The sequence below is a fragment of the Streptomyces sp. NPDC030222 genome (assembly GCF_055573115.1).
In genome coordinates this window covers 265,835-285,163 of sequence record NZ_JBVICA010000007.1, presented here as the reverse complement: position 1 = coordinate 285,163, position 19,329 = coordinate 265,835, and the positions used below count along the sequence as shown (strand labels likewise).

At 72.5% G+C, this 19,329-nt stretch carries 18 protein-coding genes and 2 pseudogenes; 9 read left to right on the top strand and 11 right to left on the bottom strand.

Features of this window, described 5'->3' with window-relative positions; all coding sequences use genetic code 11:
• Positions 1-27: 27 nt before the first annotated feature.
• Positions 28-225, bottom strand: coding sequence for a hypothetical protein (locus ACZ4Z5_RS13835; RefSeq protein ID WP_468261339.1), 198 nt, complete (start codon positions 223-225; stop codon positions 28-30).
• Between the two features lie 367 nt (positions 226-592).
• Between ACZ4Z5_RS13835 and nadE the strand changes: the two genes are divergently transcribed.
• Both nadE and ACZ4Z5_RS13825 read left to right on the top strand, forming a co-directional pair.
• On the top strand, positions 593-1,423 hold the full coding sequence (nadE, locus tag ACZ4Z5_RS13830) for an ammonia-dependent NAD(+) synthetase (RefSeq protein ID WP_468261337.1): 831 nt from the start codon (positions 593-595) through the stop codon (positions 1,421-1,423).
• Between the two features lie 198 nt (positions 1,424-1,621).
• Positions 1,622-3,784, top strand: a complete 2,163-nt coding sequence (locus tag ACZ4Z5_RS13825) for a SpoIIE family protein phosphatase (protein ID WP_468261334.1) — start codon at positions 1,622-1,624, stop codon at positions 3,782-3,784.
• A gap of 175 nt (positions 3,785-3,959) precedes the next feature.
• Here ACZ4Z5_RS13825 and ACZ4Z5_RS13820 read toward each other — a convergent pair whose 3' ends face one another.
• From ACZ4Z5_RS13820 to ACZ4Z5_RS13790, 7 genes are all read right to left on the bottom strand, one after another.
• Positions 3,960-4,751 (bottom strand): ABC transporter permease, encoded by a 792-nt coding sequence (locus ACZ4Z5_RS13820; RefSeq protein WP_468261332.1) that lies wholly within the window; start codon positions 4,749-4,751, stop codon positions 3,960-3,962.
• A complete protein-coding gene (locus ACZ4Z5_RS13815) occupies positions 4,748-5,758 on the bottom strand; it encodes an ATP-binding cassette domain-containing protein (protein ID WP_468261330.1) in 1,011 nt (336 codons plus the stop codon). The genes ACZ4Z5_RS13820 and ACZ4Z5_RS13815 overlap by 4 nt, the downstream gene beginning before the upstream one ends.
• A 62-nt stretch (positions 5,759-5,820) precedes the next feature.
• Positions 5,821-6,663 (bottom strand): DUF4097 family beta strand repeat-containing protein, encoded by an 843-nt coding sequence (locus tag ACZ4Z5_RS13810; RefSeq protein ID WP_468261327.1) that lies wholly within the window; start codon positions 6,661-6,663, stop codon positions 5,821-5,823.
• Positions 6,664-6,760: 97 nt separating this feature from the next.
• On the bottom strand, positions 6,761-7,279 hold the full coding sequence (locus ACZ4Z5_RS13805) for a toxin-antitoxin system HicB family antitoxin (RefSeq protein WP_468261325.1): 519 nt from the start codon (positions 7,277-7,279) through the stop codon (positions 6,761-6,763).
• Between the two features lie 563 nt (positions 7,280-7,842).
• Positions 7,843-9,063, bottom strand: coding sequence for an ROK family protein (locus ACZ4Z5_RS13800; RefSeq protein ID WP_468261322.1), 1,221 nt, complete (start codon positions 9,061-9,063; stop codon positions 7,843-7,845).
• Positions 9,064-9,325: 262 nt separating this feature from the next.
• Positions 9,326-9,973, bottom strand: coding sequence for a hypothetical protein (locus tag ACZ4Z5_RS13795; RefSeq protein WP_468261320.1), 648 nt, complete (start codon positions 9,971-9,973; stop codon positions 9,326-9,328).
• Positions 9,974-10,342: 369 nt separating this feature from the next.
• Positions 10,343-10,783 (bottom strand): hypothetical protein, encoded by a 441-nt coding sequence (locus tag ACZ4Z5_RS13790; protein WP_468261317.1) that lies wholly within the window; start codon positions 10,781-10,783, stop codon positions 10,343-10,345.
• A gap of 509 nt (positions 10,784-11,292) precedes the next feature.
• Between ACZ4Z5_RS13790 and ACZ4Z5_RS13785 the strand changes: the two genes are divergently transcribed.
• The 3 genes from ACZ4Z5_RS13785 (at position 11,293) to ACZ4Z5_RS13775 (ending at position 13,829) form a co-directional block, all read left to right on the top strand.
• On the top strand, positions 11,293-11,673 hold the full coding sequence (locus tag ACZ4Z5_RS13785) for a GNAT family N-acetyltransferase (protein WP_468261512.1): 381 nt from the start codon (positions 11,293-11,295) through the stop codon (positions 11,671-11,673).
• 69 nt (positions 11,674-11,742) lie between these two features.
• The gene (locus tag ACZ4Z5_RS13780; RefSeq protein ID WP_468261315.1) at positions 11,743-12,966 is read left to right on the top strand and encodes an MFS transporter; all 1,224 of its coding nucleotides are present in this window, start codon (positions 11,743-11,745) and stop codon (positions 12,964-12,966) included.
• A gap of 122 nt (positions 12,967-13,088) precedes the next feature.
• The gene (locus tag ACZ4Z5_RS13775; RefSeq protein ID WP_468261312.1) at positions 13,089-13,829 is read left to right on the top strand and encodes a maleylpyruvate isomerase family mycothiol-dependent enzyme; all 741 of its coding nucleotides are present in this window, start codon (positions 13,089-13,091) and stop codon (positions 13,827-13,829) included.
• A 43-nt stretch (positions 13,830-13,872) separates the two neighbouring features.
• Here the strand turns inward: ACZ4Z5_RS13775 and ACZ4Z5_RS13770 are convergent, their stop codons facing one another.
• A complete protein-coding gene (locus tag ACZ4Z5_RS13770) occupies positions 13,873-14,277 on the bottom strand; it encodes a MarR family winged helix-turn-helix transcriptional regulator (protein ID WP_468261309.1) in 405 nt (134 codons plus the stop codon).
• Positions 14,278-14,628: 351 nt separating this feature from the next.
• Between ACZ4Z5_RS13770 and ACZ4Z5_RS13765 the strand changes: the two genes are divergently transcribed.
• Positions 14,629-14,904: a DUF6332 family protein gene (locus ACZ4Z5_RS13765; protein ID WP_468261307.1), complete on the top strand. Its 276-nt coding sequence runs from the start codon at positions 14,629-14,631 to the stop codon at positions 14,902-14,904.
• Here ACZ4Z5_RS13765 and ACZ4Z5_RS13760 read toward each other — a convergent pair.
• Positions 14,865-15,182 (bottom strand): annotated as a pseudogene (locus ACZ4Z5_RS13760) (response regulator transcription factor); the annotation flags it as partial. The gene ACZ4Z5_RS13765 and the pseudogene ACZ4Z5_RS13760 overlap by 40 nt on opposite strands.
• A 154-nt stretch (positions 15,183-15,336) precedes the next feature.
• Between ACZ4Z5_RS13760 and ACZ4Z5_RS13755 the strand changes: the two are divergent.
• Positions 15,337-15,990 carry a TOPRIM nucleotidyl transferase/hydrolase domain-containing protein gene (locus ACZ4Z5_RS13755; RefSeq protein WP_468261304.1) on the top strand — a complete coding sequence of 218 codons (654 nt, stop codon included), beginning with the start codon at positions 15,337-15,339 and terminating at the stop codon, positions 15,988-15,990.
• Positions 15,991-16,387: 397 nt separating this feature from the next.
• Here the strand turns inward: ACZ4Z5_RS13755 and ACZ4Z5_RS13750 are convergent, their stop codons facing one another.
• A complete protein-coding gene (locus tag ACZ4Z5_RS13750) occupies positions 16,388-17,473 on the bottom strand; it encodes a DUF5937 family protein (RefSeq protein WP_468261301.1) in 1,086 nt (361 codons plus the stop codon).
• Positions 17,474-17,572: 99 nt separating this feature from the next.
• Between ACZ4Z5_RS13750 and ACZ4Z5_RS13745 the strand changes: the two genes are divergently transcribed.
• Both ACZ4Z5_RS13745 and ACZ4Z5_RS13740 read left to right on the top strand, forming a co-directional pair.
• The gene (locus tag ACZ4Z5_RS13745) at positions 17,573-18,835 is read left to right on the top strand and encodes an MFS transporter (protein WP_468261299.1); all 1,263 of its coding nucleotides are present in this window, start codon (positions 17,573-17,575) and stop codon (positions 18,833-18,835) included.
• A pseudogene (locus ACZ4Z5_RS13740) lies at positions 18,784-18,918 on the top strand (IS5/IS1182 family transposase); the annotation flags it as partial. The gene ACZ4Z5_RS13745 and the pseudogene ACZ4Z5_RS13740, both read left to right, overlap by 52 nt.
• Positions 18,919-19,329 lie beyond the last annotated feature (411 nt).

The window sequence follows — 19,329 nt, the reverse complement described above, 5'->3', positions numbered from 1 at the left end:
CTCCGCCCCTCGGCTCGTGCCGCAGGGTCATGTCTCCTCCTCCGGCCGGATGGCCGCCTTCAGGTCCCGATGGGCCTGCCCGGGCCGGCCCTCGCTCGCTTCGAGCATCGCGGCAGCGATCGCGTCCGGCTTGCGCTGGATCGCGCGCTCGGCCCTGAGCTCCGAGTTCTTCGGCAGAGCGAGCAACAGCAGGGTCACCGAGGTCGTGCACGTCCCGGCGAACACCTGCCACCCAAGATCGAGCCTGGCGACATGAACGGCACCGTCCCGACCAGGGCAAGGCAGATCCCGGAGAGCAGCCGTGAACTGGTGAAATGTGAAGCACCCTCGGCCAGTTGTTCGAACCTGCCCCGCTCGTCTCCACCACGGTCCGCCGGCTGCCGGATAGCCATCGCCCCATCTCACCTTCCTCGCCGCACGACGTCCCCGACGACCCGGGTCGACGACCAGTCCGTCGTACACCCTTGCCGTGCCCGGCAGCACGCGGCGCGGCCGGGCAGGGAACGGGCGGCTCCAGGGCCGGACCTTGATCCGTGCGCCCCCTGGGTAGGGTGGGGCGGCAGCACACGGTGAACAGGAACAAGGAGCAGACGTGAGCGAACCGGCGTCCATCGCCCTGCAGCAGGAGATCGCCCGGGAACTCGAGGTCGCCGAGGCCTTCGAGGCCGAGCGGGAGATCGAGCGTCGGGTGGCCTTCCTCGCCGGACAGCTGACGTCCACCGGTCTGCGCTCGCTCGTGCTCGGCATCAGCGGCGGAGTCGACTCCACCACCACCGGCCGGCTGTGCCAGCTCGCCGTCGAGCGGGCCCGAGCCGCCGGACACGAGGCGCAGTTCCACGCGATGCGGCTGCCCTACGGCATCCAGGCCGACGAGAAGGACGCCCAGCTCGCGCTCTCCTTCATCCGGGCCGATCACGTCCTGACCGTGGACATCAAGCCCGCGAGCGACGCGGCGCTCGAAGCGTCGCTCGCGGCGGGTGTGCGTTTCCGCGACGCCCACCACCAGGACTTCGTGCACGGCAACATCAAGGCCCGGCAGCGCATGATCGCCCAGTACGCGGTGGCCGGTGCGCACGACGGCCTGGTCGTCGGCACCGACCACGCCGCCGAGGCGGTCTCCGGCTTCTTCACCAAGTTCGGCGACGGCGCCGCCGACGTGGTCCCGCTGACCGGTCTGAACAAGCGCCGGGTGCGCGCCGTCGCGGACGCGCTGGGCGCGCCCGCAGAGCTGGTGTGGAAGACCCCGACGGCCGATCTGGAGACGCTCGACCCGGGCAAGGCCGACGAGGACGCGCTCGGGGTCACCTACGACGACATCGACGACTTCCTGGAGGGCAAGCCGGTGGACGAGCGGGCCTTCGGGAAGATCGTCGGCCGCTACCGCCTCACGGACCACAAGCGCCGGCTGCCCATCGCCCCCTGAAAACCGCCCAGCGCCCGGCCGGAGGGAGCGTCCCGGACGTGACGGCCGCCATCGGCCGCCATCCGGCAGCACTCGGCAGGCCTGTGCCCGCCCTCGCCGGTCGCCGTCCTTGGGATGCCGCCCCGTCGCCGTACCCGGATCCCACCCCGACGCTCCGGTTCCGCGCCGGGGCGGGACGCTGGGCGTAGTGTCCGATTTGTGCAGTCAGGGAGCGAGGGGCAGTGGAGCGGTGCGGTACCGCTCGACGAGGCACTGCGGGCGACGGTGCAGCGGACCGGCGCCTCGGCAGGCGCCGTGTACGTGCTGTCGCCGGGCGACGAGACGTTGTACGCGGTGGTGGTGTGCGGTGTCCCCCTGCACACGGCGGCACCGTGGCTGCGCGTGCCGGTGCGCGGCGTGAACCCGGTGGCGAACGCGGTCCGGGAGGAACGTCTGGTGTGGGTGGGAAGCCTGGACGAGTTGGCCCGCACCTTCCCGCGCTCCGCGGCGGGACTGCCCTACCGGTTCGCGCTGGCGGCCGCTCCCCTCGAGGGCAGCCGCAGCGTCCTGGGGGCTCTGCTGCTGGTGTGGCCGGCCAGCCATCCGACGTCCCTGACCGGACGCGAGCGCGGACAGATCACCGCCGGCGCACGGCGCATCGCACGGGTCCTGGACGACGCCGACCGCCCGCCGCCCATCCCGGATCAGCCGCGCATCGTCTCCGTGGGCCGCGGCGCCCGGCCCCGGCAGCCCGGTCTCGCGGCGGCCGACCTGGTCGAGCGCCTGCCCCTCGGCACGATGGCGCTCGACCTGGAGGGCCGCATCACCTTCGTCAACGGTGCCGCGGCCGAACTGCTCGGCCGGAGCGCCGGCCGTCTGCTGGGGGCCCTGCCGTGGCAGGCGCTGCCGTGGCTGGACACTCCGGTCGTGGAGGACCACTACCGCACTGCGGTCATCAGCCGGGAGCCGGTCGCCTTCACCGCCCTGCGCCCGCCGGACCGCTGGCTGGACTTCCGGGTCTATCCGGACGACAGCGGCATCAGCGCCCTCATCACTCCGGCCGGCTCCCCGCAAGGCCGGCAGGGCTCCGCCGGTTCGCCGAACGCGGTGCCAGAACTCGAATCTCCGCCGTCCGGGCAGTCGTCCACCGCGGGGACGGGCCGCATCCACCAGCTGATGCACCTGGCCGCCGCGCTCACCGAGACCGCCGGCGTACAGGACGTGATCGAGGCGGTCGCCGATCAGGTCCTGCCCGCCTTCGGCGCCCAGGGGCTGATCATGTCGGCCGCCGACGCGGACCGCCTCAAGATCATCGGCTATCGCGGCTACGACCCGAAGGTCATCGAGACCCTCGACGGCCTGCCCCTCCACACCGACCTCGCCCTGATCGGCCGGGTCATGACCAGCGGCACCGCGGCCTTCTTCGCCGACGCCGCGGAGCTGGCCCGGGCATATCCCGAAGCACCGGGGCCGGCCCTCGGCGGCAAGCAGGCATGGGCCTTCCTGCCCTTGATCGTCTCCGGGCGGATCGTCGGCTGCTGCGTCCTCTCGTACGACGAGCCCCACCCCTTCACCGCCGCCGAGCGCGCCGCCATGACCTCCCTGGGCGCCCTGATCACCCAGGCCCTGGACCGTGCCCGCCTCTACGACGCCAAACACGACCTCGCGCACGGACTCCAGAAGGCGCTCCTCCCCCACTCGTTGCCCACCATCGCCGGGCTGGACGTCGCAGTCCGTTACCTGCCCGCCTCCCACGGCATGGACATCGGCGGTGACTTCTACGACCTCATCCGTCTCAGCGACACCACCGCCGCCGCCGTCATCGGGGACGTCCAGGGCCACAACGTGACCGCGGCCGCCCTCATGGGCCAGGTCCGTACCGCCGTCCACGCCCACGCGACCGCCGGGGCACCCCCCGACGAGGTCCTCGCCCGCACCAACCGCGTGCTGGCCGACCTCAGGGCGGACCTGTTCGTCTCCTGCCTCTACGCCCACATCGACCTGGCCCGGCAGCAGATCCACCTGGCCAGCGCCGGACACCCGCCCCCACTCCTTCGCGACACGGGTCCCACGCCCCGTGCGCGTGTCCTGGACGTCGAACCGGGCCCCCTGCTCGGCATCGGCGTCGAGGCCCCCTGCCCGGTCACCTCACTCCCGCTGCCCACCGGCACGGTCCTCGCCCTGTACACCGACGGCCTGGTGGAGAGCCCCGGCACGGACATCACCGAGACCACCGCCGCCCTCGCCGACCGTCTCGCACCCGTCGGTGACCAGCCGCTGGACCGGCTCATCGACAGCCTCATCGAAGCCGCCCTGCCGACGGGGCGGCACACGGACGACATCGCCCTGCTCCTGATGCGGACCCGGCCGACATCTCCGTGATCGTCGGGTACGGCGACCTGCTGCGCGATCGGGCTCGACAAGACCGACGCCGGCCCCGGCCCCCTGGCCGGAGCCTGTGGAGCTGCCCGCCGATGCCGACGGGCGGCGTACGCCGACGCGGTGTCGGAGTACGCCGCCCTCGGGCGGGACCGCCTGCGGGAGGCCGTCCGCGGGGTCATTTCGGGTCGCGGTCGAACACCGCCTTCGACCACCGGTAGCCGAGCGCCGCCAGGCCCAGGCACCAGACGATGGCGATCCACCAGTTGTGGCCGATCTCGGTGCCGAGCAGCAGTCCTCGCAGCGTCTCGATGGCCGGGGTGAACGGCTGGTACTCGGCGATCGGCTGGAACCAGCCCGGCATCGCGTCGACCGGCACGAAGGCGCTGGAGAGGAGCGGCAGGACCATCAGCGGCAGTGCGTTGTTGCTGGCCGCCTCGGCGTTCGGGCTGGACAGGCCCATCCCGACCGCGATCCAGGTGAGAGCCAGGGCGACGAGCGCCAGCAGCCCGACCGACAGGATCCACTCCAGGGCGGTGGCATCCGTGGCCCGGAACCCGATGGCCACCGCTACAGCCCCGACGAGGACCACGCTCATCACGCACTGCAGCACGCTGCCGACGACGTGCCCGATGAGCACCGACCCGCGGTGGATCGCCATCGTACGGAAGCGGGCGATGATGCCCTCGTTCATGTCCGTGGCGACGGACACCGCGCTGCCGATCGTGGTGCCGCCGATGGTCAGCATCAGGATGCCCGGGACGAGATACGCGAGGTACTCGGACCGGTCCGCCCCGCCGTCCCCGATGCCGGCGCTCATCACATCGCCGAAGATGTAGACGAAGAGCAGCAGCAGCATGACCGGCGTGAGCAGCAGATTCAGCGTCAGGGACGGGTAGCGCCGCGCGTGCAGAAGGTTGCGGCGCAGCATCGTGGACGAGTCGCGCACGGCGAGGGGGAGGGAGCTCATCGGACAGCCTCCTTGGGCTGGTCGGGCCGGCTCGGCATGGTGGAGGCGGTCAGGGCGAAGAACACGTCGTCGAGGTCGGGTGTGTGCACGGTCAGCTCGTCCGCCTCGATGCCGGCGGAGTCCAGCCGGTCGAGGATGGAGCGCAGCTCGCGCTGGCTGCCGTCGCTGGGGATGTGCAGCGCCAGCGCCTCGTCGTCGCGGGCGACCTCGCGTAGGGCGATGGCGGCGCCCTGGTACGCGGACGGATCGGAGAAGCGGAGCCGGACGTGCCCACCGGGGATCAGCCGCTTCAGCTCCTCGGCGGTGCCCTCGGCGGCGATCCTGCCGTCGTTGAGCACCGCGATACGGTCGGCGAGCTCGTCGGCCTCCTCCAGGTACTGGGTGGTGAGGAAGACGGTGACGCCGTCGGAGACGAGCTCGCGGATGATCTGCCACATGTTGTGGCGGGAGCGCGGGTCGAGGCCGGTGGTCGGCTCGTCGAGGAAGATGATCCGCGGGTTGCCGACGAGGGTCATGGCGATGTCGAGGCGGCGTTTCATTCCGCCGGAGTAGCTCTGGGCGGGTTTCTTGGCGGCGTCGACGAGGTCGAACCGCTCCAGCAGCTCGGCGGTGACCCGCCGCCCCTCGCGCTTGGACAGGTGGTGCAGGTCCGCCATGAGGAGCATGTTCTCCTCGCCGGTGATCAGCCCGTCGACGGCGGAGAACTGCCCGGTGACGCCGATCGCGGCGCGCACGGCCTGCGGGTCGGAGGCGAGGTCGTGGCCCGCGACCCGGGCTTGCCCGCCGTCGGCGGTGACGAGCGTGGACAGGATCTTCACGGTGGTGGTCTTGCCGGCGCCGTTGGGTCCGAGCAGCGCGAACACGGACCCGGCCGGGATGTGCAGATCGATGCCGTCGAGCACGGTCTTGTCGCCGTACGACTTGCGCAGACCGACAGTGGTGACGGCGGCGGGCGACTGCGGGCCACCGTCCGCTCGCCTGGGCGTGGGCATGACAGATGAAGGCATGGACTGCTTCCGATCGAAGGGTGAAGTGAATGGGGTGAGGGGCGAGTCGGCAGGACCGGTGCTCAGGCCCGGGCGCGGCGGATGTCGATGTTGCCGTGCCGGGTGCGGGCGCGGACCTGCACGGTGTCCTCGGTCTTCTCGGGGGTCTCGGACGCGGTGAGCGTGTTGCGCACCTGGCCGGAGACGGAGCTGACGTCGAGCCAGGCGGCCGTGCCCTCGCGGACGCCGACCTCGATGGCACCGTAGGAGGTCTCCAACTGGATGGTGCCGCGGGCCACTTCGCCGACGCGCAGGGTGCCGTGGGCGGTGGTGGCGGTGACCGAGTCCTCGGCGCGCCGGATCTCGATGTCGCCATTGGCGCCGCTCACCCGCAGCTCGCCGGTCGCGGCGCCGACGGTCGTGGTGCCGTGCGAGTTCTTCAGGACGGCGGGGCCGTCGACGAGCCCGACGCGCAGACTGCCGGAGCTGGTGGTGACCTCGGCCATGCCCTCGACCCGGTCCACGGTGATCGAGCCGTGCGACGCGGTCAGCTTCAGCGAGCCGGTCGAGTCGAGCCGGACGTCGCCGGACGAGGTCTTCACGCGGACCTCGCCGAGCCGGCCCTCGCCGAGCACCTGGGCCCAGGCGCCGGTCATGTCGACGCTCGACCCCGTGGGCAGTTCGACCGTCACGTCGACCGTTCCGGTGCGGCCGAACAGATTGGTTTTGGGCGTCCTGACGGTCAGTGCGCCGCTCGCGTACGTGACCTCGGTCTCGCCGGCCGTCCGCACGTCCAGGTCCTTCTTCGGGTCGCGGGGCAGCACCTCGACGACGGCGTCCGGGCGGTCGCCCGCGGTGAACTGGATGGAACCGGCCTCCACGTGCGCGGTGACCGAGATCGGCTGCGGAGTGTCGAAAGAAGGCATGGTTGTCCCGTCCTCTTGGGTCTTCAGGACGTCCCCGCTGGTGGGACGTGGTGTAGGTGAAAGTGGTGTGTGTGAACTGGTGCAGGTGGGGGCGCGGCTAGCGCACCCAGCCCGTGAAGCTCTGCCCGATGGTCCGGGCCCTCTCCGTCGTACGCGGCCGGGTGCTGCCGTCGACCGCGGCCGACACGGCCCGGACCATCCACGCGTTGACCGACAGGCCCTCGCGACTCGCGGCCTCTTCGGCGCGGGCCTTGAGGTGGGCCGGCAGACGCAGGTTGACGCGGGCGGTGCCGCCCTCGTCGCCTTCGGCCGGGGCCGGGGTCTGGAACGGTTCGGCGGGTGCGGCCGGCTCCACGGGGGCGCCGCCGTCGATGGGCGGCGGCGTCACCACGAAGTCGGGGTCGAGCCCGCGCAGTCGTACGTCGACCGAGCCCGGGGCGAGTTCGCGGGTGATCTCGTCCATGGCGACGGAGAGCACGTTGAGCATGGCCAGCCGGGCTGCCGACTCCAGGGGAGCGGTGAGCCTCTCGGCCAGCTCGCGGGCATCTTCCCCGCCGGCTTCGGCGGCCACCGCGAGGTCACGGCGGAGGGTGTCGACATACGGCGTGAGGTCCATGACGTCATCATGGCACCAGAATGGCGCCATACGCAAGCCCGGGCGGCACCACATGGGGGCAGGGGCGAGAAAAAGCGCCCTGAACTGCAGAAACACGCAGCGGACAACCTGAGCCATGGTGGAGCCATGCGCACTCACGCATCCTCGGGGGCAGGGAATGGCACCACGTGGCATGCATGTGGCGTCACTTGGCGCCGCCGGGCGCCATCCAGCGCCATGTGACGCCAAGCGCTGTCGCGTGTGCCCACCGGATCGTCGGCCCGGACGCCGCACCACGACCTCAGCAGCGGCCCTCTCCGGGCGCGAGCCCGACCAGCCGACCTGTCCGAGGGATGGTGGGCAGCGTCTGCCGGCACTGCCGGCGCGCAACCCCGATGGTGTCGCACCGATGCCGTCCGATGCCTGACTCGCGCACCCGGGTCCGGAATCGGCTGCGGCCCCGACGGGCCAAGGGCCTGCCGTACCTCGACGAAGGGCATGCGCTCTCCGGCTCATCCGTCGGCACGACCGGGAGAAGGGCGTGGAGCGACCGTGGCCCGCGTGCCGGGCCGGTCCCCGGCGCGTCACCCGCCCGCGAGCGCGCCCTGCGGATCGTCGAGGACGGGCTGCCAGGCGAGCTCGGCGGCGCCGACCAGACTGTTGTAGTCCAGGGAGCAGGCCAGGATCGGCACCCCGCCGCTACGGCCCCACAGGCTGCGGTCGGCGACGACCGCGCGCAGCCGGCCGGGGTCGGCCTCCAGCAGTGCGCGGTGCAGGCCGCCGAGGATGATCCGGTCCGGGTTGAGAATGTTGACGAGCCCGGCGAGGCCGAGGCCGAGCCGGTCGATCAGCTCCTCGGCGGCGGCCCGCACGGACGGGTCCGCGTACTCCTCGCGGAGCAGATCGAGGGACTGCTGCAACAGCGACACCTCGGGGCCGGGCGCGCGTCGGGCCGCGGTGAGGAACGCCAGCGGATCCGCCTCGACGTCGAGGCAGCCACGGCTGCCGCAGTGGCAGGGTCGGCCCTCCGGGCTGACGGTGAGGTGCCCGACCTCCAGGGCGAGCCCCGAACTGCCGGTGTGCAGACGCCCGTCGAGGACTAGCGCGCCGCCGACACCGCGGTGCCCGGTGGCCACGCACAGCAGGTGCTGGGCGCCGCGCCCGGCCCCGTGGCGATGTTCGGCGAGCGCCGCGAGGTTGACGTCGTTCCCGGTGAAGGCCGGTCCGGTGATGCCCGCGGCCCGCACCCGCTCGGTGAAGATGTCCCGCACCGGGGCGCCTGCCGGCCAGGCCAGATGGAGCGGGTTGAGTGCGGTCCCCTCGGGTTCCGCGACCGCGGACGGCACCGCCAGCCCGGCCCCCACGCAGTACCGTCCGCTGTCCCCCAGCAGGGCCGCCCCCGCGTCGACGACGGCACCCAGCACCTGCGCGGGGTCCTCGGAGACGGTGATGCAGCCCGGGGACGTCGCCACGATGCGCCCGCCGAGCCCGACGAGCGCAGCCCGGAACCCGTCCGCGTGCACCTGTGCGGCGAGGACGACGGGGCCGTTGTCGTTGACGGCGAGCCGGTGCGACGGCCGTCCCTGCGAACCGGCCGCGGCGCCCGGCCGGGAGTCGACCCGGATGAGGCCCAGCGCCTCCAACTCGGCGGCGACGGCCCCCGCGGTGGCACGGGTGACCCCGAGCTCCGCGGTGAGCACGGCCCGGGTCGGCGCCCGGCCCGTGTGGACCAGCTCCAGAGCGGGCCCGAGCACGCTGCGCCCCCGCTCGAGCTTCGTCCGCATCGTCGTCGCCTTGCCGTCCATGGGAGCGAGTGTCCCATGATCCAGGCCGGTCGTCGGCGCCGAGGTCCGGGCGCCGCCGGATGCGGCGGTCCCAGCCGTACGGGACGGAACCCGCCGTACTCGTCGCGTACCACCGCCGCTGGAGCGGCCGGCGGCCCGTGCCCGGTCGGGAGGCCCGTGCCGCTCGGAAGGACGGGTGGCTGAGCCGTGGCCCGGCCACCCAGGCCCCGTGACGGTGCGGTCACCGCGGTGGAACGCGGGACCGCACCGCTCCGAGCGAGCGTCAGCGCACGACGGGCCGGATCAAGCCGGTCGGGATGACGACCGGACGGTCGATCGCCTTGAAGCGGTACTCCATGCTCACGTCGTCGATGAGGAACGGCATACGGTTCGACGACTCCTCGATCGCCATGAAGCTGATGTTCACCTTCTGCGGGGCCGAGCGGTAGAAGGCCTCGGGAAGCGTGACCGTCACCTTCTCGTAGGAGCCGCTGGTCCCGCCCTTGTTCATACGGTCGTGAAGCTCGAAGGGGGTGCCGTCCTCCGCGGTGGCCTCCACGATCAGCTGACGGAAGCCGGAGCTCGCCGCGTCGGCGCGTACGACATCGCTGCGCAGCCAGAAGGACAGCACCGGAACCCGGTACGCCGGGATCGTGACCTGCTGTGAGATGCGGCTGATGCCGGTCAGGCCCTGACCGCCCAGCTCCGCCTTCCCGGTGCCCGAGTGGGCGGGCCATGCGGAGGAGCTGTTGATGACGTGGCCCGCGAAGGGCGTCAGCTTCTCGTGCCAGGACGCGCTGCCGCTCTCGAAGCCGGCGTTCAAGATCTCGGACGTGCCTGCGCTGGCGTTCGGGGCGGCCACGAACGCGCCCGTGGCGGCGATGGCGGTGACGGCGGCGAGAATGCTCGCTCTCCGCGCTCTCTTTCTCATGGGTCTCCTGGCTGTTTCCCGGTTTTCGGACGGGGTCGTGCCGCAACAGCCGGGCGGCCCGCCCCGTGAACCCCTTGACGGCATGTCATGAGGGTGACGCGGCGGGCCTGGGCCCATGGAGAACGGAGGTCAGCCGTCTCGACCGCGGCGCACACTGTAGCGCCCTGGTACGACAGCCCCGTTCGGCCGCCTCCCGCATGGCACACGGACTGGCTCGGGGTTCCCGCCGGGACGACAGGCGCCGCGCGACGACCGTCGGTCGAGGTGACAGGCAACGCGCGACGGCTTGTTGCGCGACGTGCGTGCCGGGTGACGAGCGTGCCTGGCGACGAGCGTGCCTGGCGACGAGCTGCGGGTCGGCGGGTTGCGTCAGCCGAACACTTCCGCAGCCCCGTCGCCGGCCGGCCGCAACTCGACTCGGGTTATGGCCCCTTGCTGCGCCAGCAGGACGTCGGGGTGGTCGTCCTCGTAGAAGCGGATATGACCGACCGGCCCGATGCTCACCGTTCTTGCGGCGAGCCACACCAGCAGCCCCCGGAGGTCGTCGAGCATCTCGGTGTGCACCTCCTGACGTGCGGTCAACGACCAGCCATGGGCGCCGCGCGCCAGCTCGCCGACCAGAACACCTCCGATCCGCCATGCCGCGCCCCGCTCCGACAGCAGCGGGTACGGCCCACAGTCGGCGTCGCCGCCGGCCCCCTCCTCGGCGGCCTCGTCCTGCCCCAGATGCCAGTGGAGCAAGCGGAGTTCGTCCTCGTCGAGCGTGTCCGGAAGGTCCAGTGCGAGCAGCAGTTCGAAGAGATCACTCATGGAGGGAGGCTAACGATCCGCGGACCGCCACCCGGACCGGCGTTCCCGTCCTCCCGGTCGTGGCCGGAAGTCGGCGTAATGCGCCGAGCGCCGGGATCCCGGAGGGTGCACACGCAGTCGTGTTGTACCGGGCGGGGCGGCGGAGCGGTGACACCATCAGCCGCGAGTGCTCCATCCGGACGGGCGGAGCCCGGTCCTCCCGCAGCCGGCGTCGCTGCCGTGTGCTCCGGCAGGCCCGCGGCCGCGTGGTTCCGCCCGATGTCGCGTCGCTTCCCATGGAGGTCACTTGTCCCGTCTCAGAACCCGTCTCCCCGCGTGCGCGGCTCGGCTCCGTGCGACCGCCGTGTCCGGAGCGGCCTCAGCCCTCGGTTCCCTGATCCTGTGCGGCGTCGCGGCCCACGCGGAGTCCCCGCGCCCCGGGCCGCGCCCTTCGCACGGTGTGATCCACGCCCGTTACCGGGTCTACTCGCAGTCGCCGTCACCCTGGAGTCCCCCCTGGGCCCGCACGCCTGGCCGGAGCGCGAACGCGCACGGATCGTGCGCATGCAGTACGAGGCGCGGGAACGGGACTGGGCGGAGCGGTATCCCCCGGGCCCGCAGGATGTCATCGAGTCGACGGCGCACCGGCCGGCCGGATCCGGCTCTCGCGGCCTGCGGCGGACGGGACCCGTCGGGTCGTCGATCCGGCGGTCGCCCCGGAGTGCCGGAGACGCGGCCTGGCCACGCGCGCTGTGAACCGCCGCGAGGGCGCGCTGTCCCTGAACGTCTCCCGGACCAACCTGCCGGCCCAACGGCTCTACGCCGGCCTCGGGTTCACCCATCGGGACGGCGACGAACCGGACCTGTTCCTGCACCGGGCGCCGGACCAGGACCGCGCTCCGTCCCGGTGAGGCCCCTGCCGCGGGCGTGGGCCGCCGCCGGGTTTGTGACCACGCCCCATCGCCCCCTATCCTGACTTTGTGCCGCTACTAAACAAACCCAGGACCACCGCACCGGCGGGCCCCGGCGGAGACCCCGCCGAACGCCCCCTGGCCCGTCTGCGCCTCTCCCTCACCGTGTTCTTCGCCCTTGACGGGTTCCTCTTCGCCGGCTGGGTCGTCCGCATCCCCGCCATCAAGCAGCAGACCGGAGCCTCCGCCGGTGACCTGGGGCTGGCGCTGCTCGGTGTGTCGGCCGGCGCCGTCGTCACGATGGTGCTGACGGGGCGGCTGTGCCGGCGGTTCGGAAGCCCGCCGGTGACGGTGGCCTGCGCGGCGCTGCTCTCGCTGAGCCTCGCCCTGCCTCCGCTGACCCGGTCGGCCGGCGCACTGGGCGCCGTACTGCTGCTCTTCGGCGTCGCCTACGGCGGCATCAACGTGGCGATGAACAGCGCCGCGGTGGACCTCGTGGCGGCGCTCCGACGGCCCGTCATGCCGGGCTTCCACGCGGCGTACAGCCTGGGCGGGATGCTCGGCGCGGGCGTCGGTGCGCTGGTCGCGGGGAGCCTGTCCCCCGCAGCCCATCTGCTGGGGCTGACCGTCACCGGGCTGCTGGTCACCGCCGTCGCCGGTCCTGCGCTGCTGCGGGGGCCGGCCCCGGCGGCGGCCGGAGCAAGCCGGCCGCAGCCGGACGGACCCCGGCGGCTGGACCGGGAACGACGCCGACTGGTGCTGCTGTTCGGCGTGATCGCGCTCTGCACGGCGTACGGCGAAGGCGCGATGGCGGACTGGGGCACGCTGCACCTGGAACAGGATCTCGGCGCCCGGCCGGGTGTTGCGGCGATCGGCTACTCCCTCTTCGCCCTGTTCATGACCGCGGGCCGGCTCTCCGGCACGGCCGTGCTGGAACGGCTCGGCCAGACCCGCTCCTTGGTCGCGGGCGGCACGCTGGCCGCGGCGGGCATGCTCCTCGGGGCGCTCGCACCGACCGTGTGGCTCGTGCTGCTCGGGTTCGCGGTGACCGGCCTGGGGCTGGCGAACATCTTCCCGGTGGCGGTCGGCCGGGCAGGGGCCCTTGCCGGGCCCGGCGGAGTGGCGGCCGCGTCGACCCTCGGCTACGGAGGCATGCTGCTCGGGCCTCCCGCCATCGGATTCGTGGCCGACTGGGCGTCCTTGCCGGTCGCATTGACGACGGTCGCCGGCCTGGCGGCGGCGGGCGCGCTCCTCGCGTACACGACCCGCAACGCCACCGCCGAGGAGTCCTGAGAGTCTCGTCGGCGCCCGGCGCGGGTACGGCGCCGAAACCCGGTACCGACTGCGGACGTTCCCAGTGCGCTGCCCTGAGGGGCCCCTGCCGGGAACGAGACCGCTCCGGCAGAATCGGCCGCATGGATACCTCTGAGCTGATCAAGGCCGTCGACCACGAGGGCGGGCTGCTGGCCGAGGCGGCCGACCGGGCGGGCACGGCGGCGGAGGTGCCCACGTGCCCCGGTTGGCAGGTGCGCGACCTGCTGCGGCACACCGGCGTGGTCCACCGCTGGGCGACGGCCTACGTCACGGAGGGGCACACGGCGTACCACCCCGCCCCCGAAGAGCCCGGTCTGGACGGCCCCGAGCTGCTCGACTGGTTCCGCAAGGGCCACGGTCTGCTGGTCGACGCGCTGCGCGGCGCGCCGGAGGACCTGACGTGCTGGCTGTTCCTTCCCGCGCCCTCCCCCTTGGCCTTCTGGGCTCGGCGGCAGGCGCACGAGACGGCGGTGCACCGGATGGACGCCGAGTCCGCGCTCGGCACACCGTTCCCGTCGGTGGCGACGGACTTCGCCGTGGACGGGATCGACGAACTGCTGTGCGCCTTCCATGCGCGCGACAGGAGCCGCGTACGGTCGGACGTGCCGCAGGTGATGCGCGTCCGGGCCGTCGACACCGACGCCGTCTGGACGATGCGCATCTCCCAGGACGCACCGCTCACGACCCGGGACGCCGAGGGACCCGCCGACATCGAGGTGTCGGGATCCGCAGGACACCTCTACGCGGCGCTGTGGAACCGCCTTCCGCTTACGGCCCTCACGGTCACCGGTGACGCCTCGGTCGCCGAGCTCTGGCGTACGGCGTCGGGGATCACCTGGTAGGCGCCGGGGGCGGCAGCCCGGCCGTGATCCGCCGGGCGGCGGCCTAGCGGGACGCGCGCTCGGTCAGCATCCGGTCGAGCACCGCGCGCTGGAGCGGCTGCACCTCGGCATGCCGGGCGCGGCCGGCGGGAGTGATGCAGACCCGTACACCCCGCCGGTCCTCGGCGCACATACCGCGGACGACCAGGCCTTCCTTCTCCAGGCGGGCGATGAGCCGGGAGAGGGCGCTCTGGCTCAGATGCACCCGTCCGGCGAGTTCCTGTACGCGGTACGAACCACCGTCGTCCTCCGGCGCACCCTCGGCGAGGACGTCCAGGACCTCGAAGTCGCTGGCACCCATCCCGTACGGATGCAGTTCACGGTCGAGTTCGCACATCGTGCGGGCATGCACGGCGAGGATGTCCCGCCACTGCTCGACGAGCAGCTGCTCGTTCCGGTTCACGCCCATGGCGGCACCGTAGCAGAATCCGCGCAGTTTGTTGCATCGACATTAAATGCATCTGCATTCAATGCGCGTGCATGCGCTCATGGCGTTCCCTGCATGCCCTCTCCGTTCACCCCGCCCTCGCCCCGGCCGCCGCTCCGGCCGCCGGACCGGTACCGTTCACCGGCTCGGAGGGGAGGCCTGTGGTCGAGTCCGGCATCCGGCGGTTCTGCGGGAGGGCAACTTCCCCGTACATCTGCTCCGGGCCCCTGCGCCGCCCCGCAGTCCGGACGTCAGCAGCAGGGTCACGGCAGCGCCGCGGGCCGCAGCGGAGTTCCTTGCCCGCCGGCCTTCCGCGCTGCGACAATCGGCGCCATGGGGGAAAGGAGCCAGGCGGAGCGGGACGCCATCACCGTCGAGATCGGATACGCGCTGGCCAGCGCGGGGTTCGCCGCGGCCGTCGTGTTCGGCGGCATCGCATCGCCGGCGTTGTTCCTCGACCTCCCGAGAGGCTTGGAGCGCGGGCTGCTGCCCGCCGCCGCCGGAATCGCCGCCGTGCTGTTCGTCTGGCGGGTGGTCCACGTGCTGTGGCGGTTCCGGCAGCGCGGTGCTCAGCCCGGCCAGCCGGGGCGTACAAGTCCCGACTCGTAGGCCGGCACGACCAGTTGGGCCCGGTCGCGGGCTCCCGGTTTCACCATGGTGCGGCTGACGTGGGTCTCGGCGCTCAGGGGACTCACCACGAGGCGTCGGGCGATCCCCTCGTTGGACAGGCCGATGCCGACGAGTGCCATCACCTCCCGTTCCCGCTCCGTGAGGCGGGACAGTGTCTCGGAGACCGCTGGTTCCCTGGAGCGCGCGGCGAACTCCGCGATCGGCCTTCGGGTCGCCCAGGGCGACGGCAGCGCGTCGCCCGCGACCACCGCCCGTACAAAATCCCTGTCTCGTGTGAACCGTCTTTCGTCTACCGTCGGGTTGGTGCGGCTGGGGTGTTCCCTCGCGCGGCTCTTGGTGCGGCCAGGCCAGGAGGTCCCGCGCAGGAAGCGCGGGCCGTTGAGGGGGAACGGCGTCGGGAAGTGAGGTCTCGTGGACGAGTCGGGGCGGTTCCGCCTGTCGCTGACCGCGTGGGCGGCCGGTGGAGCGGGGGCGGCTGCGGCCGCCGCGGTGGCGCGGGAGCTGGCCGGCGGCGTGCGGACGGTCGTGCTCGTCGAGGGGCGCAGTGATCAGGTCGCGCTCGAAGCGCTGGCCACGTGTTCCGGCCGCGACCTCGGTGCGGAGGGCGTCGCGGTGGTATCGCTCGGAGGGGCGACGAACATCGGGCGTTTCCTGGACGTGTGCGGTCCTCCGGGGCTCGGCCTCCCACTGGCCGGTCTCTGCGATATCGGCGAGGAACGGCATTTCCGGCGTCACCTGGAGCGGGTCGGGCTCGGTTCCGGTCTGACACACGCCGGACTGGAGACACTCGGGTTCCACGTGTGCGTCGCCGACCTGGAGGACGAACTGATCCGCTCCCTCGGGCCCGAGGGAGTCCAGCAGGTGATCGAGGCCCAGGGCGAGATGCGCCCCTTCCGCACTTTCCAGGGCCAGCCGGCACAGCGGGAACGGCCTGTGGAGCACCAACTGCGGCGCTTCATGGGCACGCACAGCGGCCGCAAGGCGCTCTATGCACAGGCGCTGGTCGCACGCCTGGAACCCGACAGCGCTCCCCGTCCGCTCGAGCGCCTCCTCGCCCAGGTCTGACGCGGCTGGTAGCCGTGCCGGCGTGCGGACCGGGTCAGCGGATCGGACGACCGGCGTCGCGGCGGCACGGCGGCGACCGCGACCGCCTCTCCCCTGGCGCGCCGACGTGTGCGACGGGTTCGCCGCCGGCTTCCAGCTCCCCCATGTGCCGGGCGGTCTGCGTCCGCTTCGCGACGAGGACGCGAAGCGGCGAGGAGTCACCAGCCCCGGCCTGACCTGCCGGAGAGGACGCCCCGCCGTACGGCTTACGGCCACGAGGAGCATCGGCGGTGCAGCCGGTGCTCTGCCCGGCTGCCCGAGGGCGGCGGGCGGTCGCGCGGACACTGCTACGCCGACCTGCCGCACCGCACGACGCGGCGAAGGCGGCGGTCGCCCGCGTTCTGGTGGACCGAAGCCCTCAGCGCAGTACGGCAGCGAGCAGGTCGGCGCCCAGCGCCGCCAGATCAGGCAGGTTGAGGGTGTAACGGACGTAGCGACCGCGCCGCCGGGCCGTGAGCAGTCCCGCGCGCCGCAGGACGGCGAGATGGCGGGACACTTCCGGGGGTGAGAGTTCCCAGGCGTGGGCCAGCTCACCGGTGGTGTGCGGACCGCGGGCCAGGGTGCGCAGCAGCCGAAGCCGTACCGGATGTGCGAGCGCCTCCAGCCGCAGTGTGACCGTTTCCAGCGGTACCGGCTCTGATGGACTCGGCTCGGCCACGGGGTACTGCACCACCGGCTGCCACCCGGGTGCGTGGACCACCGCCAGGTGCGGGCTGCCGAAGACACTGGGGATGAAGGTGACCCCGGTGCCGTTGGCGGCGGTCGCCTTGTCCTGCAGCTTGTCCACGATGATGCAGTCGCCGTCCGGTGCCAGCGTGACTGCGCCGGAGACCGATGCGAGTGCCGCCCCGATGCCCTGGCGCTGCAGCAGGTCGTTCTTCAGGCGCAGGTCGCCGGCGAGCTGCACGGCGACGCCCGTCCAGGCGGAGTCGAAGAAGGCCTCGGCGCACTGTTCGAGGGTGTGGCGCACCCGCGCCCGCACGGCGGCCGGGTCCGCGAGCAGCCGTTCCGCGAAGGCCTCTTGCTGCGCGCCGCGGGCCTGGGCCACGTCCAGGGCCCGCTCGCGCGCAGTCGCGTCGGTGAGCGGCGAACGTGCGGCGAAGTGGACCCGGCTGCTGCCGCACGTGGTGATGAGCGCGGCGGTCACATACGTCTCGTCGTCGATCCGGTCCACGTCGTCCAACTCCTCGGCGAGGGTCGGCCGAGGCCGGGCGGGGAGCAGGAAGTCGGCTTGTGAGGAACGCCAGAGGAACTCCGCCTCCCGCAGCCGCTCGGCCAGCTCCGGCCGCAGCCCTGCCCAGACGTCGCCGGCCCAGTCGGCGCGCTGCGGATGATGCCCGGGTTCGGCCAGCACGTGCAGCATCGCGGTCAGCTCGGCCAGCGGGGAGGCGGCGAACCGCAGTCGGTCGGACGGCAGTCCGCTGATGTCGATCCTCAACGTCACCCCTTCAGCATCACCGACCGTCTGCCCGACGACGGCATCGGTTGACGCTATCCGTCAACCGACGTGGGCGGCCCGGCGGCCGATCGCACCGTTGACGCCATGGCAACCACCACCAAGATCCGGCCCCGCGCCCTCGTCCGTGCCTCCGGAGGCCCCCGCTATGCCGTCGCCCTGGCCGTGGACGCGCTCGGCACGGGCCTGCTGCGGCCCTTTCTGCTGCTCTACGGGGTGACGGTGCTTGGGCTGTCCGCGCCGGTCACCGGCATCGCCATGACGGTCGGCGTCGTCATGGGTCTGGTGTGCATGCCCGCGGTGGGCCGATGGCTGGACCGAGGCGCACGCAGCACGGTCGTGGCAGCGGCGATGCTGGTGCGGGTGTTCGGCGTGGCGCTGCTGCTGACCACCCCGGCGGGGCACGCCTGGCTGTTCGCGACGGCGGCGCTCTTCCTCGGCATCGGCAACCAGGCCTGGCCGGCCGCGCACGCAGCTCTCGTGGCCACGGTCGCCCACGGCCGGGAACGCGACGCCGCTCTTGCGACAGGCCGCGCCCTGCGCAACGCCGGCCTGGGCGCGGGCGCGCTCCTCGCCACCGTATGCCTGGCGGGCGGCACCACCGCATTGCAGGCGCTGGCTGCCGTCACCGGGCTCGCCTATCTGGTTGCGGCCGCCTTGGCGTGGTCGGTCCGCCTCCGCGCGCATCCGGCCGCCGCCCCGGCCGAGGGCGGGGACGACGGGCCCGCACCTCGGATGCGTGCGCTGCTGGGCGCCAACGTGGTCTACGTCTTCTGTCTCAACGTCCCCGAAATCGCGCTGCCTCTGGTCCTGGTGACACAGTTGCACGCATCCCCGGTGTGGTCGGCAGCCATCTTCGTGGCCAACACGGTGCTGGTGGTCACCCTGCAGGTTCCGGTCACCGTCCTGATGTCCCGCTTCTCCCGGCGGACCGTGCTGGCTCTGGCCGGCGTGGTACTCGCCGTGTCCTACCTCGGCTTCCTTGCGGCCACCTCACTGGGACACGGCTGGGGTGCCCCGGCCGTCGCCGCGGTGTCCGTGGTCTGCACGATCGGCGAGATCATCTATGCCGGCAGCGCCACCGCGCTCGTCACCGCCCTCGCCCCGGCCCATGTCCTGGGACGCACTCTCGCCCGCTTCGAGCTCTCCACGGGCTTCGGCCTGGCCGTCTCCCCGGCGGTCATCACCGCTCTCGCACCCCACGGCCCGGCCGCCCTCTGGGGCAGCCTCACCGCTGCGACGCTCCTCTCCGCCTCCGCCGTCGCCACCGAGAAGGATCGAGAAGGGCGGGTCGAAGGAGAGGACGAAGCCCTGTCGACCGGGGCAGAGCCGGCAGTGAACATCACTTGATCACCGACGCCACCGGTATCCCTATCGCCGTCACCACGACCGGCGGCCATCGCAACGACGTCACCCGACTCGTCCTGCTGCTCCGAACGGCAGGGAATCGTGGGCGGGTTTGCCGTGGAACCGCGCAGGCTCCAGGGCCGGAACACGGGATGCTCCGGCCCCGGGGTCGGCGATGGCCAGACCTCGGTGAGTGTGAAGGTGAACTGGTGGCGGCCGTCCCGCGAGTAGTCCATGTTCTCGGGAAGGTTCGAGGCGTCGGCGACGTCGATCGACTTGGTGTCGCCGCCGGACGCGCGGCGCGCCGCCCTGGAGGACCGTCTCACGCCGCCCGGCGACCGAACCACGCAGGCTGTGCCGGCCTCCGTAGGCGGGCTGATCCTGTCAGGTCCGCGCGTCGGCCTCCGTGGCCGTCGTGCGGCGCACCGGAGAACGCGCGGGCTTCGTCGTACGTCCCGCCGTTCCGGACGCCGGATCGGACGCCGGACGCCACGCAA